Origin of the sequence: Leeuwenhoekiella sp. A2 (assembly GCF_047946655.1) — a bacterium.
Taxonomy (GTDB): domain Bacteria; phylum Bacteroidota; class Bacteroidia; order Flavobacteriales; family Flavobacteriaceae; genus Leeuwenhoekiella.
Window position 1 is genome coordinate 3573642 of record NZ_CP172311.1, and the last position, 15768, is coordinate 3589409.

Genomic DNA, 15768 nt, shown 5'->3' on the forward strand with positions numbered 1-15768 from the left:
GCTTATGCCGAATTACGACTTGCATTAATATTTCCAAAAAGTGAACGCGTCACCATTTTTTCAAACATCTCAATCTTCTCCTGATTGGCTTCAGGATCTTTCTGTAATTCCTGAATATTCTTAAGTGCATATTGCTGTATCGTTAACAATGGCAACACGATACGCTCTCTCTCCTGAATAGATGCTTTACCTGCTTTTTCTTCTTCCATCAACTCGCTATAACCGGTAAGTTTTAGCAATAAACGTTTTGTACGTTCAAATTCATCATGAATCAATGTCCAGAAAGCGCCAAATTCAGGATCTTCCTGCATATATGCGGTCAGGCCAAAAAATGATTTTGTAAGACTCATCATACTGTTCTCAAGCAATGTCTTAAAGAACAGACTATTCTCATAAAGAGATTTTACTTTATCAAATTCTCCTTTACTTTCTAAATGTTCTATTGCAGTACCTACACCAAAGAAACCAGGAACATTTTGCTTCAATTGACTCCATGATCCCACAAAAGGAATCGCACGCAGATCTGAGAAATTAAGCTTATCCCCTTTTCCTCGTTTGCTGGGTCGACTTCCTATATTTGTTTTAGCATAATATTTTAGTGTGCTCATTCTTTCAAGATATCCTAAGAAGTTAGGATGCTCTTTAAAATCTGAATATGCTTTGTAGCTAACTTCAGCTAACTCTTCCATTGTTTTTCTATCTTCATCTGTCAAGGCTACATTCTTTTGAGAGAAAATACCATTAAATATTCCTGAACTCAAAAGTTGCTCCAGGTTATATTGACAAGAATCTTTAGTTCCAAAATTAGAACTGATAGTTTGGCCTTGTACGGTTAATTGTATTTGCTCATCTTCTATTGTATTACCCAAAGAAGCATAGAACTGATGCGTTTTACCACCACCACGAGCCGGTGGTCCTCCTCTACCGTCAAAGAATATCACTTTAACGCCATATTGTCTGGAAATTGCTGTTAACGCTTCTTTAGCTTTAAATATACTCCAGTTGGCCATTAAGTAACCACCATCTTTTGTACCATCACTAAAGCCCAGCATTATGGTTTGTTGATTTCCTCTTGAAGCTAAGTGTTTTGCGTAAGCAGGATTTGTATACAGATCTTCCATTACTTTATGAGCGATCTTAAGATCTGGTACTGTCTCAAATAATGGTACGATATCTGCCGTAGGTTTATCCCAATCACACAAATGCAACATGGCAAATGCTTCCATCACATTAAGCATGGTCTGGTTGTTACTTATTATATAACGATTTGAACCCCGCTCTCCATTTTGTTTTTGTATTTCGCGCATTGCGTGAATAGACTCAAGAGTCTTTCTGGCTATCTCATCTTCCAGATTTGAAGGATCAAGATATCCTTTAACGTCTTGTAATATAGTGATCTGTTCTTCTTCTGAAAGTTCGAGATAATTATCAGGAAAAATGTTTAATCCTTCTCGCTGACATTCTTTAACGATCTCCTGCATTACATGGTGATGCACTCTACTGTCCTGACGTATATCAAGCGTTGCGAAATGATAACCAAACATTTTGATCTTGTTTATAAGATCGTCAATTTCTTCAAGAAAAAGACTTTGATGTTGTTCTACTACTATTTTGCGTACGGTAAGAAGTTTTTCTAATAGTTCGTCTTTAGTGATTTTAAGTTTATCACCAGGCAAAAATATACTGTCATATAAACGACGCTCCAGATCTGATAATATTTCTACCGTACCTACAAACGTAATTCTGCGACGCATATCGCGCATATCGCGATAGTAGTTTTTTATAATTGTATTGCGTAATCGAGCTGCGACCCTTAAAGTAATATCTGTAGTTACAAAAGGATTACCATCACGGTCACCCCCCGGCCAGAAACCAAGATCTATAACTTCATTATCAAAAAACTCACCTTTAAAAACGTTTTGCTGCAGGTAATTATAAATGAAACTAGAAGAGTGGTAAAATACATTCTCCAAGTACCAGATAAGACTAACCGCTTCATCATAAGGTGTAGGCTTCTCCTTTTTAAAGAAAGGCGTTTTACCAAGCTGAGAAAGCAATTTTTTGATCATCTCCAGATCATTAGCGTTTATGGCATCGCTAAGATCATTGATGATACCCAGTACGGCACCGGGATAAAATTGTGTAGGGTGCGCTGTAAGAACCGGTCTTATTTTAAAATGATTGAGGTAATCTTTTAATTCTTCAGTCTTGTTTTGTGCTTGAGCTTCTTCTTTAATATTTCTTAAAGTACCGCGACCATCCATATTATGAACAATACGATATGAGGCATCTTCTATTGCATCAAACAGAACAACCTGGCGTTCTATATACTGAATAAATCTAAAAAGTAAATTATATCGATCTTCTTCGGGAATATCTCGTTGATATTTATCAAAAAAGTACGAAACAATCTGGGTGGGATTATATTTTCTTTCATAACCATCTACACAGATAGTATCAAATAAAGGTAAAAGTACACCGGTATTTGAAATTCCCTGAAAAGGAAGGGTCATGAATAAACTATTGTATACCTGATATTTAGATTTAACGTAACTATTAAAACGTTCTAACTTGGGTTGTCTGGACATTATTTTGATTTTAGTTGAATAAAAAAACCCTTTGTCTATAAAGCCAAAGGGTTTTAAAGTTAAGTCTTTTTGGCTTTACAATTCCTGAAAAATTGAATGCATAAGACGTTTTTTATCATTGATACTCTCTTCTAGAGAAATCATGGTCTCGCTGCGATAAACTCCGTCAATATCATCCAGTTCAAAAATAATATTTTTTGCATGCTCTGTATTGCGAGCACGTATTTTGCAAAAGATATTAAATTTACCTGTAGTAACATGAGCAACCGTAACAAACGGGATCTGATTGATGCGCTCAAGAACGAATGTTGTTTGACTTGTTTTGTTTATGTAGATGCCTACATATGCAATAAACGAGTATCCCAGTTTTGCGTAATCAAGTGTTAGAGAAGAACCTATTATGATTCCCGCCTCTTCCATTTTTTTTACGCGCACATGAACTGTACCAGCAGAGATTAGAAGTTTTTTTGCAATATCTGTAAAAGGAGTACGAGTATTTTCAATCAACATATCTAGAATCTGGTGATCAACCTCGTCTAATTTGAATTTCGCCATTATTCAATCATTAAATTATATATTACGCAAAAATAGGATAAATACATTGAATAATTCATAACGTTTTAGGTAATATTTGCGAAAACGTTTTAGTAAATCCGTTATTGAGGGTAATTTGACCGATTTTACTTCCTTTTTGCCAGATATTTGTGTCAGTGATATCCGGGTTTTGTGAGTCACAATCGTACTCAACATGCCCTGTAAATTCTTGCAAAACAGCAATCTCAGCTATTTTAGGAATAAATCGCAATTCGCCTTCTATTAAAGTCTCTTCATATTGTATTGCAACATCAGTCACTCCTGCTTCCGGAAGCGCAATTTGTCTTAAAATAATGTCAAAAAAGCATTTTTTGTTCTCCGGAATTTCAAAATACCCCTTGTATCCTCGTTTTAGATCATCATTAGAATTGGTAATAATATTTAAGGCTTTCACCAAAGCTAAAAATATATATGCACGCGTTTCTTCACGTGCGTAATCATCAGGGTAATGACCAGCTTCAAAAAGCACGGTTGGTACATTTAAGGATTGAAAAGTATCGCCAACGCAATTAAGGTTAAAAGAATCATCATATCGCCCTACTCCTTGTGGAATAAAATGCTGAAGCATCTCATTTAATCCGGCTATAATTGCCATACCCATTTTACGGGATCGCGTTACTGAGCGGTTTTTGTCCTGAGCAGGCGATAAAAAAGATACCGTGGCTGATTTAGCAGGGTCTCCCACTCCAAATATTGTACGCTGACCGTGCAAATTGAGGCAAAAATCGGGTTTAAATGCATCAAAAACGGTGCGTAGAATAATACTTTCTGGTTGCGATTGGTTCTGTGCATCCCTGTTGAGATCAATGTCATGAGCATTGAGCCTTGTATAACGTTCTGCCCCGTCAGGATTTAATATGGGTATGATATGTAAAGTACATGATTTAAGTAAAGATTCTGCCTCAATTTTATATTCTGATGCTGTTAACCATTTAAAAAGATCAAATAAGGCTTTTGTAGTTGTGCTTTCATTCCCGTGCATTTGAGACCACATCAATATTTTTTTTGGCCCAGAGCCAATTTGAATACTGTGGATGGATTTTCCCAGCACAGACTTACCAATTTCTGTGATCTCAAAATTGTTCCGCCAGAAATCCAGTAAAGGAGCTATGCTGTGATGCGTAATGTATCGCCCATAAAGATTTTGTTCTTTATGTGTTTTATGCCAAAGTAAAAGCTGATTAAAATTCATATTTTAAATTAAGTTACAAATGTAAACATTGCTAATTTTACAAATGTAAACTCTTTATTATTACATCCTGTTTACTATATGTAACAATGAAATCACAGTTGTAAATAGAGCTATAGGAAAAATTCCACAAACCAATTAATTATATATTAATCACTTAAATTTAAGATGTTTAAACATATTTATATAGAGTTTTAATTCAATAAAATATTCTTGATTTGCTGTACTGTTTACAATTGTAACCTCTATTATCTTAAATTTATTATTACATTTGTAAACATGTTTTATATATCTCTATTTTACAATGGTGAACAGCGCTAAATTTGCTGAAAGGCTATTAAAAATTATGGAAGAATACGAGTTGAATGCTACGGCATTCGCCGATAAGATCGAAGTTGGTCGTTCTTCTATCTCTCATATTTTATCTGGTCGCAATAAACCCAGTTTAGAATTTGTGATGAAAGTTGTAGAAACTTTTCCCGAAGTAGAACTGTACTGGCTACTTAATGGTAAAGGAAGTTTGCCCCCTATTAAAAACAATGTTGAAAATACTTCTTCAGATCTTTTTTCAAAATCTGCAGATGCAAATGCATCGCAGAAACCACCACATACGCCTATTAAAAAACAAGAAGATTACAGTTCATATATGTCTCCAAAAAGCTTTGGTGATGACTATCCTAGATCAAAAGGGATAAAACGTATTGTTATTTTTTATGATGACGGAACTTTTGAAAGTTTTGAAGATCAACTTCCTTATATGGATCTCTAAAATTTGTTTATGTATTTGTATTTTCGCGGCTATGATGTTGAAAAGATTATCGCTGCTTATTGCTGTTTTTGCACTGCTGGTTTCCTGCTATTCACCAGAACGCAGCTGCAATGATTTTAAGACCGGTAAATTTGAATTTGAAACTTACCTGAATGGCGAAGTTGTTAAAACACAATTCACCAGAAATGATACCCTTGAGATTGATTTTTATAAAGGAGTAGCCGATTCTTCAAGCATACGATGGATTAATGACTGTGAGTATATTGCTAACAAGATTAATCCTAAAAACAGAAATGAACGTAAAGCACTTCATTTTAAAATATTAAAAACAGAAGGAGATTTTTATACCTTTGAATACGCCCTTGTAGGCGAAACAAATAAACAAAAAGGAACAGCCAAAAAAATAAATTAAATGCTTGATATTTTCTCATCTGCAGATGCGTGGGTCGCACTTCTTACCTTGACTTTTCTTGAAATTGTTTTGGGGATAGATAACATTATTTTCATTTCTCTTGCTTCTTCTAAATTAAGACCTGAAAATCGGAAGAAAGCAGTAAATATCGGGCTTATTCTGGCCATGGTTATGCGTATTGCTCTGCTCTTTGGTATAACGGTTTTGGTGGCAATGGAAGCTCCCTTCTGGCATATAAATCAGTCATGGATACAAGCAGGCATTAGCGGTCAGGCACTCATACTTTTTGCGGGAGGTATTTTTCTGCTATACAAAAGTGTGCATGAGATACATGAGAAAGTTGATCTTACGGGTGAAGAAGAAGCTGAAGTGAAAAGTAAGAGTTCTACTACTCTAAAAAAGGCAGTTTTGCAGATCACACTTATCAATGTGGTTTTTTCATTTGATTCTATTCTAACGGCGGTAGGTATGACAAATGGTTTAAGCGATAACCCCAATGATGCCTTAATACTTATGATAGTTGCTGTTGTTATTTCTGTATTGATCATGATGCTTTTTGCAAACCCCGTAGGCGATTTTGTAAATAAGCACCCTTCGCTTCAAATATTAGGTTTGGCATTTCTTATACTTATAGGTTTTATGCTAATCGCAGAAGCAGCTCATCTTGCTCACCTTAAAATTTTTAATAGTGAAGTAGGCACCATCCCTAAAGGATATTTGTATTTTACGATTGCATTTTCACTTTTTCTTGAATTCTTAAATTTCAAATTGCGTAAAAAGCAGCATATTGAAGAAGATACTGTTGCTTAAATAAACTTGAATTCCTGTAAGATACTCATGTATATACACATATTGTGACATAGCCGCAATATGTGTATATTTAGTAAGATACAAATCTTACCACCTCATGGGATTTATAAAACATTACTTTAAGCTCCCAAACTTCGCATGTACTTATTACCGCAGAGTTAGCTTTTTCACTCTTTTCTTTTTATTACAGAGCTATACTGCTCTACCACAGTCTTCTCCTTCTAATTTTCAGGTTATACTTACAGATATAATTGATGAGAAAGAGCAATCTCTCGAGAAATTACATGCTAATTTAGAAGACTTTAGGCGCGATACTACAGCTATGAAAAAGCTGATCATCGCAAGTGAAAAGGTTAATTATACACTCGGGGAAGCTTACGCGGAAAATATGCTGGGCATATATTTTAGAGATAAATCATCATACCAAAGGTCAATATATCATCACAAAAAAAGTATTGCGCTGGCCAAAGAAATAGGAAATCAGGAGATGGAAATATCTGCACTCAATATGTTGGGTGTTGTTTATCGTAGAATGGATGCCGTACGATCGGCACTAGATAATCATCAGGCCGCACTTGAAATGGCCGAAAATTTTACTCCGAAGAATAATTCTATTGTAAAAAGTATTGCTATTTCGCTGAATAGCATAGGTAATATCTACCTCATAATTGGTGATTACGATCTTGCTGAAAATTACTTTAAACAGGCCATTCCTTATGAAGAAGGCATTGGCAGTAAATTGGGTCTGGCTATTAATTACGGCAACCTAGGCATTACTTATGAAGAACGCGGGCAGTTTGAGAAAGCATTGTACAATTACCGCCAGTCCTTAAAATACAATGAGGAAATAAACTCTGAACTGGGCATCCTTATTTGTAATAATAGCATTGGTCAGGTTTATCTTAAACAGAACAAAGCAGAGGCGGCCATGAAATTAATAAGGCCCACAATTGCTATGGCAGATCATCTTGAAGATGAATTTTACATCGCTATGGCATACATAAATATGGGCTGGGCATTGTACGAATTGGGAAATTATACTGAGGCAGAAAAATATTTCTTAACTGGTGAGCGCGTATCTAAGAAAAATGAAATGAAACAATTTCTTAGTAGCACCTATGAGCATCTTGCCCAATTAAAAGAGAAACAAGGTCAATATGATAAAGCACTTGATTATCAACGTTTATCACAGACGGTACAGAAAAAATATTTAAATGAAGAAAATCATAAGTATGTTTCTGATCTTAATATGAAGTATGATACAGAAAAGAAAAAAACACCATTGCACTTTTAGAAAAGGAAAATGAGATCGTAACGATGAATCTCGCCCAAAGCAATCAAAATCTCATATTTCTTGGATTGCTTTTTCTTTTTTCTTTTGTTATTGTCTATATATTATTCCGGCAAAACAAGCTTAAAAATGAAAAAACCGCTTTAAAAGCTGAGCAGAAACTCATGCGCTCACAGATGAATCCGCATTTTATTTTTAACGCATTGCTTTCGATTAAAATCTATATGCAGAACCACAATTCTGAGGATGCGATAGAGTATCTCAATCAATTTGCAAAACTGGTAAGATCAATTTTGTCGAGTTCGTTAGAGAAAGAAATTACCTTGGCAGAAGAATTAGAAACCATGCAGTTATATGTGAATATTGAAAATATTAGGTTTTGTAATGAGATTATATATGACGTAAAAGTAGACGATGATATTTCGCTAAAAGATATTAAAATACCTTCTCTCATATTGCAGCCTTTTGTTGAGAATGCCCTTTGGCACGGTCTTCAGCCAAAAGATGGTAAAAAAACTCTCGAACTGAAAGTGAGTAAGAAAAATGAGAATTTCGTAGAAATTTCAATTACAGACAATGGTATAGGCCGCAAAAAAACTATGGAAATACCAAGTGATAAACGGAACACACAGAAAAAATCTATTGGAATCAGGCTGACAATACAGCGGTTACAAAATTTCTCAAAGAATTTTGCTCATGCCCATTCACTCAATATAATTGATTTATATGATGAAGGCAATAATCCTAAAGGTACCAAAGTTTTGCTTGACCTGCCCGTACAGTAGTGTCTAATGGTGTTGCATGTTTTTATCTGCATATTCCTCTTTGGGAAATCTTTCGATTAAAATATCTATAAGTTTATTCCGATCTAAAGGTTTTGTTAGGTAATAATCCATTCCAGATCTTAATCCTTCTGTCATAGCACTATTCGTAGCATCTGCGCTGAGCCCAATGATTAAGGTATTTTTATAAAATTGCCTTATTCTTCGGGTTGTTTCAAAGCCATCTAGTTCTGGCATGTGCACATCCATAAAAACGAGATCATAATATTGTTCTCTTGTTTTTTCTAGAGCCTCAATGCCGTTATATGCCACTTCTGAGCCGATTTTTAGCTGTTTTAGGCACTTTTCTAAGATGAATGTATTGAGTTTATTGTCATCTACAATAAGAACAGAAAGAGCTGATAAATCTGGTATTTCTTTATTTTCAGTCAACTCGATACCTGCATAATCAATAGGCAACTCAAGTTCTACCGTAAAAGAAGTACCCTTAGAAACTTTACTTGAAACATTAATAGTTCCATCAAAAAGATGAACAAGATGTTTTGTTATAGGTAATCCTAATCCACCCCCACCATGTTTTTTGGCAATACCGCCATCAACCTGATAAAAACGTTCAAAAATAGTGTCTATTTTGTCTTCGGGAATCCCAATGCCGGTGTCATTAATTTGTAAAGTTAAATGCACATTAGTACCTACAACCTCTTCGGAATAAATAATTTCAATATGGCCTTTCTGCGTAAATTTAATTGCGTTTTTAAGCAGGTTTACAAAAATTTGTTCAAATTTTAGCTTATCTCCTACCACCTTACACGCTTTACATACATCAAAATTCACTTTTAGCTGAAGTCCGTAACGCTCAATTTGTGGGGAATAGTAGTTTATGTTATTCTTAATAATCTCCAGTGGAACGAATTGTTCTGTATGAAGCACTTCTTTGCCAGATTCAATTTTATCTATCAACAGTATATTATCTACGAGACCCAATAAGGTTGCAGATGAATTTGTCATCATATTTATAAGCGGCTGTTGATCTTCATTAGCCTTTGACTTCAATATTTCAGAAAGTCCTAAAATAGCATTTAGAGGCGTTCTAATCTCATGACTCATGTTAGACAGAAATTCAGTTTTTGCGAGCGAGGCTTTTGTTGCATTTTCCTTTTCTCTGGCGAGAGCCCTGTTCAGGTTTTTTAAAGCTGCGTTTGCCTTTTCAAAACCAGCGGCTGCTTTCTTAGCTTTTAAGTAAAAGAAGACTAAAAAGCTTGAAATTAATGAAGATACGAGTCCAAAAATGAAAACGTAGGTCGCTATCAATTTATGATCCTGTAATACTTTCATATCTCGATACATAAATTTAAACGACCAGAAATCTTCTGGATTTGCATCTACGGTCATTGCAGCACTATAGACAAGTTCTGGAGAGAAAATATCTGGTTGTGGATTATTGAAACTATAAAAGGCATGCCCCTCTTCATCATTGATTAATATAGCATAATCATTAAGATTAGAACCCAGTTTATCAAACTGAGCCTTAAAATCCATTCCCGCAGTTATAGTTCCCTGAAATTTACCTTTAAAATATACAGGAACATCTATTAAGAATGAATTACCGCCCTGTGTAAGCTCTAGCCATGGCGTTATATTTGTAATAGTATCTGAGCTATGACCTAACCATTCTGCATAACGATAATTTAGTTTTTTGATGTCAAGTTTTATGGCTGGTTCATTTCCGTTTAACGGAACAATTTCCTGAATAATACCATCATTATCTATCCATTCAATAAACTTTAAAGCATTATTCTGACTTATAATCCGTTTCGCATCATTTTGCCAATAAGGAAAATACAAACCATCACTTTCCTGTATTCTGTTCTTAAGATTTTCAAGAGAAGAAATATTATTGAAAACTGATCGTCTAAAATCCTGTTCTGCAAGACTCGCAGAGGCCTGAATTTGTGTACTTAATTTTTCGTTCAGATTCTCACAGTAATTGCGATAGAGATAAAACGAAAAAGCGGTCAAGCATAGGAATAGCGAAAATGCTATTCCGAAGAATTGATGAATATATCGTTTTTGCATGTTTAGGGGCTTAACAATGCTATTTATAAGTAGATGCGGCTAATTTAAGATTTTTTTTACATGAATATACCTACAAATTTATTTTTTTTGATATAAGATATTTATTTCTTCAATAAATGTTTGTTTTGTTCTTCTAAAAGCTCATTTATTCTGGTAAGTAATTCTATATCTTTTGGAGTTTTAACAGAGGTGTCTTTGGCGTCATCCCCTCTTTCTTTTAACCTATTCATAACTTTTACTACAATAAAAACTACAAATGCGATAATAAAAAAATCGAGTGCAACAGTTATAAGTTCACCATAGCCTATAGAAGTTTCTGCTATAGAATTGCCCATAGAATCAAGATGAGCTTCCCTGAGCACTATCTTTTTATTTGAGAAATTCACGCCATCAGTTAACATAGACAGCGGCGGTAGCATTATACGCTTCACAATAACCTCTACAACATCTTTAAAAGCTGCACCTATTATTATACCTATAGCCATGTCTATCATATTGCCTTTTACGGCAAAATCCTTAAACTCCTGTATTACGCCCATGAATTAAAAAAGTGAAGTTTGTCCCTCATCAGAATCATCAATATTATCGTCTTTGTAATAAGAAGATGAAGTTCTATCTGTACCATCTCCTCTCACTGTTTCTTCATCTACCACCTCAAGATCTTCGGTTTTTATTTCTTCAGGTTCTTCATGAGGCAAAGGTTCAAGCAAATTTATCTGCTTAAGTTTTTCAGTATAAAATTGATTACCAAGGGCGTTGATCCCTTTCACAGAAATGAAATTTTCAAAATCAACCTCTTCACTTGGCTTCTGGTCTTTACCTCTTTCTTTGTAAAATACCATTTCTACTACTGGTCTGTAATCTGTAGAAACAATTTCTAAGTGACTATTAGCATGTTCTGAAATGAATAGCTCTTCTTTATCAGGATTTTCGATTAGAAAACGTTTTGCGTAATATTTTTCTTTATTTCCATCCCAATAGATTGCAGAAATAGGTTTCGAAGGAATCCATTTTTCCAGAACAATAATATTATCCTTAAATCTCGTAGTAAGTTCCGGTGTTATTGTTTTTACTATACCCTCCTGGGTTATAATGAGTAATCTGTCTTCTCCTTTAAATTCGCCTAGTAATTCACCTCTACCGTCAACATTTAAAAGTTGAACAGTATCATCAAACCAGATCTTGCGTGGTTTTAAAGTAGATACGCCTTTCTCTTTAAGATCAATAGTACGCACTGAATGTTTAGAGACAATATTCCCTTTAGAATTACGTCCTTTTATAAGAACATCTGCCAGATCGAGATCAAACTTTAATTTCTTAATGTTACCCACTGCTCTTAAGTAAATCGTTACAACTTCTGCCTCACCATTAGGATTTGCACTAAAATAAAGAACTGTAGACCCTTTTTTGCCATTTGTCATATCATATTCACGATCTCGAGTTACGCTTGTAACACTAAATCGCTTCACGTAAGTACTTCCTCCTGTGCCATCTTTATAAATGAGGTTATAAATAGTGCGTTTGTCCTTTTTTCTAAATACCGCTACGTGAATTATGTCTTTCCCTACAAAGGTTTTAGCATCAACTTTAGTGATGATCATCTTACCTTCTTTAGTAAACACGATAATGTCATCTATATCTGCACAATCGGTTACATATTCATCTCTCTTTAAAGATGTTCCTACAAAACCTTCTTTGCGGTTAACATAAAGTTTAGTATTTCTTATGACAACTTTTGTGGCCTCAATATCGTCAAACACACGAATCTCAGTAAGACGTTGTCTATTTACACCGTACTCTTTTTTGAGTCTTGTAAAATATGCTATTGCAAAATCGGTTAAGTTGGCTAAATGATGTTTAACCTCTGCAATTTCATCTTCGAGGGCGTCAATTTTTTGTTGCGCCTTGTCGATATCAAATTTAGAAATCCTTTTAATTCGTATTTCTGTAAGTCGGGTGATATCTTCTTCTGTAACAGCTCTTTTTAGATGACCAATAAAAGGTTTTAAACCATTATCAATAGCAGTGATAACGCCTTCCCATGTTTCTTCTTCTTCAATATCACGGTATATTCTATTCTCTATAAAAATACGCTCCAGAGAAGCAAAGTGCCACTGACTTTCAAGCTCATCGAGTTTAATATCAAGTTCCTGTCGCAACAAATCTTTAGTACGCTCTGTTGAGAGGCGCAACATTTCGGTAACACCTACAAATAAAGGTTTGTTGTCTTCAATAACACAGCCTAATGGCGAAATAGAAACCTCACAATTTGTGAAAGCATAAAGGGCGCCAATAGTCTTGTCTGGCGACATTCCCGGTGGCAGATGTATTACAATTTCTACTTCTGAAGAGGTGTTATCTTCAATTTTTTTAATCTTGATCTTACCTTTGTCGTTCGCTTTTAATATTGAATCAATAAGTGAAGTAGTAGTTGTACTAAACGGAATTTCAGTAATTACAAGGGTGTTTTTATCTAGCTGGTCTATTTTTGCACGCACTCTTACCTTGCCACCTCTGTGACCATCCTTATAATCGCTAAAATCTGCTACCCCAGAGGTAGGAAAATCGGGTAAAATGGTGAATTTTTTACCTTTTAAATGCTTTATTGAAGCATCGATAAGTTCGTTAAAGTTATGTGGTAAAATTTTAGTGCTTAAACCTACAGCAATACCTTCACCACCCTGAGCAAGTAATAATGGGAATTTCACCGGTAGATTTACAGGCTCTTTTTTTCTACCATCATAAGATGCCTGCCACTCAGTAATTTTAGGACTAAAAAGAACTTCTAATGCAAATTTTGATAATCTCGCTTCTATATAACGCGATGCAGCAGCACTATCACCGGTAAGTATATTGCCCCAGTTACCTTGTGTGTCTATAAGAAGATCCTTCTGGCCCATTTGTACCATAGCATCTGCAATACTGGCATCACCGTGAGGATGATACTGCATAGTATGACCTACAATGTTTGCCACCTTATTGTAGCGCCCATCATCAAGATCTTTAAAAGAATGCATTATACGGCGCTGCACCGGTTTAAAACCATCTTCTATTGCCGGGACAGCTCGTTCTAAAATTACATAAGAGGCATAATCAAGAAACCAGTCTTTAAACATACCCGTAACCCGGGTAATGGTCTCACCGCTATTTTCTTCTTCTGGCTTTTCAAAATCAGGTTCTTCGTAGTTCTCGCTCATAGCTTGTATAGGATGGGGTTTTTCCTATTTAAAAATTATTGTAATTTAAATTTAAGATCGTTATTCAGGGTTTATTCAAGAACAGGATCTAATTCAACTTTTAGATTCTCTATTATAAACTTTTGTCTGTCTGGTGTATTCTTACCCATATAAAACAAAAGTAATTCTTCTATTGACATCGCCTTATCAAGCATTACAGGAGCTAAACGTATATTGTCACCAATAAAATTTTTAAACTCATCTGGTGATATCTCACCTAAACCTTTAAAACGGGTTATTTCTGGTTTACCGGATAGTTCTTCAATGGCATCTCTTCGTTCCTGCTCACTGTAACAATAAAAAGTCTTCTTTTTATTTCGCACTCTGAACAACGGAGTTTCAAGAATGTATAAATGCCCCTCTTTGATCAATTCAGGGAAAAATTGCAGAAAGAAAGTAATAAGCAGCAACCTAATGTGCATACCGTCAACATCTGCATCTGTGGCGATTACAATATTATTATATCGCAGATCTTCCATAGATTCTTCTATGTTAAGTGCTGCCTGCAATAGATTGAATTCTTCGTTCTCATAGACAATTTTCTTTGTCATATTGTAAGAATTCAAAGGTTTTCCGCGTAAACTAAAAACCGCTTGTGTATTTACATCCCGTGATTTTGTAATAGAACCAGAAGCTGAATCTCCCTCAGTTATAAAAAGGGTGCTTTCAAGATTACGTTCTTTTTTACTGTCTGTAAGATGTACGCGGCAATCTCTAAGTTTCTTATTATGTAAACTTGCCTTTTTTGCCCTGTCTTTAGCCAATTTTCTAATGCCTGAGAGTTCTTTTCGCTCTCTTTCTGCCTGCAGGATCTTTCGCTGTAGCTTATCTGCAGTTTCAGGATTTTTATGTAGAAAATTATCAAGATTTGTTTTAAGAAAATCATTGATGTATGTACGCACGGTAGGCAGATCGCCACCCATATCTGTAGAACCTAACTTCGTTTTAGTCTGTGATTCAAAAACGGGCTCCATCACTTTTATGCTTACCGCAGAAACAATTGACTTTCTAACATCTGAAGCTTCATAATTCTTGCCATAAAACTCACGTATGGTACGAACAATTGATTCTCTAAATGCGGCCTGATGCGTACCTCCTTGTGTGGTATGTTGACCATTTACAAATGAGTGATACTCCTCAGAATATTGTGTGCGACTGTGAGTAATTGCTACCTCTATATCATCACCACGCAGGTGAATTATAGGATATAAACGATCGCTTTCAGAAATACTTTCAGACAAAAGATCTTTTAATCCATTTTCTGAAAAGAATTTTTCGCCATTAAAAATAATCGTAAGTCCGGGATTAAGATACACATAGATCTTAAGCATTTTCTCAACATACTCGTTCCTGAACTTATAATTTTTAAAGATGAGTTCATCAGGTATAAAGGTGACTTTAGTCCCTTTTCTACGCGATGTTTCTTCTAAGAATTCTTCATCTTTTAAATTTCCCTGCTCAAATTCTGCAGCAGCAGATTTTCCTTCTCTTGAAGATTCTACTCTAAAATATGATGAAAGTGCATTAACTGCTTTTGTACCTACACCATTTAAACCTACAGATTTTTTAAATGCTCGTGAGTCGTATTTACCACCCGTGTTCATTTTAGACACTACATCTACTACCTTGCCTAATGGAATACCACGCCCAAAATCTCGTACAATAACGCGATTATTCTGAATGCTAACTTCTATGGTCTTACCGGCTCCCATGACAAACTCATCAATAGAATTGTCAAGTACCTCTTTTAAAAGTATATAGATACCATCATCTGCACTTGAGCCATCTCCCAACTTACCAATGTACATACCAGGTCTCATCCTGATATGTTCTTTCCAGTCTAGGGAGCGTATATTTTCCTCGGTATATTGTGTTTCTTGGGCCATAAAAATTTGGGATGTTTGCTAATATAGGGTATAGCAAACTTTTATAATAGAAGGCAAAAACAAAGTAATTAACAAATTTTAATAAAATCCTGTTGAAAAGCTTAACGCACGCGTGATTCTTTGTCTAACAGTACT

General features: G+C 35.1%; 12 protein-coding genes. 5 read left to right on the top strand and 7 right to left on the bottom strand.

Going from position 1 to position 15768, the window contains the following annotated elements:
- Positions 1–2: 2 nt before the first annotated feature.
- The 3 genes from ACH3PA_RS15715 to ACH3PA_RS15725 all read right to left on the bottom strand — a co-directional run bounded on the left by ACH3PA_RS15715 (position 3) and on the right by ACH3PA_RS15725 (position 4374).
- The gene (locus ACH3PA_RS15715; RefSeq protein WP_416442053.1) at positions 3–2588 is read right to left on the bottom strand and encodes a phosphoenolpyruvate carboxylase; all 2586 of its coding nucleotides are present in this window, start codon (positions 2586–2588) and stop codon (positions 3–5) included.
- A 75-nt stretch (positions 2589–2663) separates the two neighbouring features.
- The gene (locus ACH3PA_RS15720; RefSeq protein WP_416442055.1) at positions 2664–3143 is read right to left on the bottom strand and encodes an Lrp/AsnC family transcriptional regulator; all 480 of its coding nucleotides are present in this window, start codon (positions 3141–3143) and stop codon (positions 2664–2666) included.
- 55 nt (positions 3144–3198) lie between these two features.
- Complete coding sequence (locus tag ACH3PA_RS15725) at positions 3199–4374, bottom strand: M14 metallopeptidase family protein (protein ID WP_416442057.1); 1176 nt, start codon at positions 4372–4374, stop codon at positions 3199–3201.
- Positions 4375–4675: 301 nt separating this feature from the next.
- Between ACH3PA_RS15725 and ACH3PA_RS15730 the strand changes: the two genes are divergently transcribed.
- From ACH3PA_RS15730 to ACH3PA_RS15750, 5 genes are all read left to right on the top strand, one after another.
- Positions 4676–5140, top strand: coding sequence for a helix-turn-helix domain-containing protein (locus tag ACH3PA_RS15730; RefSeq protein WP_416442059.1), 465 nt, complete (start codon positions 4676–4678; stop codon positions 5138–5140).
- Positions 5141–5171: 31 nt separating this feature from the next.
- Positions 5172–5552 (top strand): DNA topoisomerase IV, encoded by a 381-nt coding sequence (locus ACH3PA_RS15735; protein ID WP_416442060.1) that lies wholly within the window; start codon positions 5172–5174, stop codon positions 5550–5552.
- Entirely contained in the window at positions 5553–6362 is an 810-nt protein-coding gene (locus tag ACH3PA_RS15740) for a TerC family protein (protein ID WP_416442061.1), read from the top strand.
- Between the two features lie 97 nt (positions 6363–6459).
- On the top strand, positions 6460–7656 hold the full coding sequence (locus tag ACH3PA_RS15745; RefSeq protein ID WP_416448276.1) for a tetratricopeptide repeat protein: 1197 nt from the start codon (positions 6460–6462) through the stop codon (positions 7654–7656).
- Between the two features lie 23 nt (positions 7657–7679).
- The gene (locus tag ACH3PA_RS15750; RefSeq protein WP_416448277.1) at positions 7680–8438 is read left to right on the top strand and encodes a sensor histidine kinase; all 759 of its coding nucleotides are present in this window, start codon (positions 7680–7682) and stop codon (positions 8436–8438) included.
- 3 nt (positions 8439–8441) lie between these two features.
- On the opposite strand, the gene ACH3PA_RS15755 is transcribed toward ACH3PA_RS15750, so the two are convergent.
- From ACH3PA_RS15755 to ACH3PA_RS15770, 4 genes are all read right to left on the bottom strand, one after another.
- On the bottom strand, positions 8442–10511 hold the full coding sequence (locus tag ACH3PA_RS15755; protein WP_416442063.1) for an ATP-binding protein: 2070 nt from the start codon (positions 10509–10511) through the stop codon (positions 8442–8444).
- A 101-nt stretch (positions 10512–10612) separates the two neighbouring features.
- Positions 10613–11050 (bottom strand): large conductance mechanosensitive channel protein MscL, encoded by a 438-nt coding sequence (mscL, locus tag ACH3PA_RS15760; RefSeq protein ID WP_416442064.1) that lies wholly within the window; start codon positions 11048–11050, stop codon positions 10613–10615.
- A gap of 3 nt (positions 11051–11053) precedes the next feature.
- Positions 11054–13708: a DNA gyrase/topoisomerase IV subunit A gene (locus ACH3PA_RS15765; protein WP_416442065.1), complete on the bottom strand. Its 2655-nt coding sequence runs from the start codon at positions 13706–13708 to the stop codon at positions 11054–11056.
- Positions 13709–13779: 71 nt separating this feature from the next.
- Complete coding sequence (locus ACH3PA_RS15770) at positions 13780–15633, bottom strand: DNA topoisomerase IV subunit B (protein ID WP_416442066.1); 1854 nt, start codon at positions 15631–15633, stop codon at positions 13780–13782.
- Positions 15634–15768 lie beyond the last annotated feature (135 nt).

Excerpts from the sequence above, each read along its gene's own strand:
- ACH3PA_RS15715 (WP_416442053.1), bottom strand. The coding sequence starts at position 2,588 with ATGTCCAGACAACCCAAGTTAGAACGTTTTAATAGTTACGTTAAATCT.
- ACH3PA_RS15720 (WP_416442055.1), bottom strand. The coding sequence starts at position 3,143 with ATGGCGAAATTCAAATTAGACGAGGTTGATCACCAGATTCTAGATATG.
- ACH3PA_RS15725 (WP_416442057.1), bottom strand. The coding sequence starts at position 4,374 with ATGAATTTTAATCAGCTTTTACTTTGGCATAAAACACATAAAGAACAA.
- ACH3PA_RS15730 (WP_416442059.1), top strand. The coding sequence starts at position 4,676 with ATGGTGAACAGCGCTAAATTTGCTGAAAGGCTATTAAAAATTATGGAA.
- ACH3PA_RS15735 (WP_416442060.1), top strand. The coding sequence starts at position 5,172 with ATGATGTTGAAAAGATTATCGCTGCTTATTGCTGTTTTTGCACTGCTG.
- ACH3PA_RS15740 (WP_416442061.1), top strand. The coding sequence starts at position 5,553 with ATGCTTGATATTTTCTCATCTGCAGATGCGTGGGTCGCACTTCTTACC.
- ACH3PA_RS15745 (WP_416448276.1), top strand. The coding sequence starts at position 6,460 with ATGGGATTTATAAAACATTACTTTAAGCTCCCAAACTTCGCATGTACT.
- ACH3PA_RS15750 (WP_416448277.1), top strand. The coding sequence starts at position 7,680 with ATGAATCTCGCCCAAAGCAATCAAAATCTCATATTTCTTGGATTGCTT.
- ACH3PA_RS15755 (WP_416442063.1), bottom strand. The coding sequence starts at position 10,511 with ATGCAAAAACGATATATTCATCAATTCTTCGGAATAGCATTTTCGCTA.
- mscL (WP_416442064.1), bottom strand. The coding sequence starts at position 11,050 with ATGGGCGTAATACAGGAGTTTAAGGATTTTGCCGTAAAAGGCAATATG.
- ACH3PA_RS15765 (WP_416442065.1), bottom strand. The coding sequence starts at position 13,708 with ATGAGCGAGAACTACGAAGAACCTGATTTTGAAAAGCCAGAAGAAGAA.
- ACH3PA_RS15770 (WP_416442066.1), bottom strand. The coding sequence starts at position 15,633 with ATGGCCCAAGAAACACAATATACCGAGGAAAATATACGCTCCCTAGAC.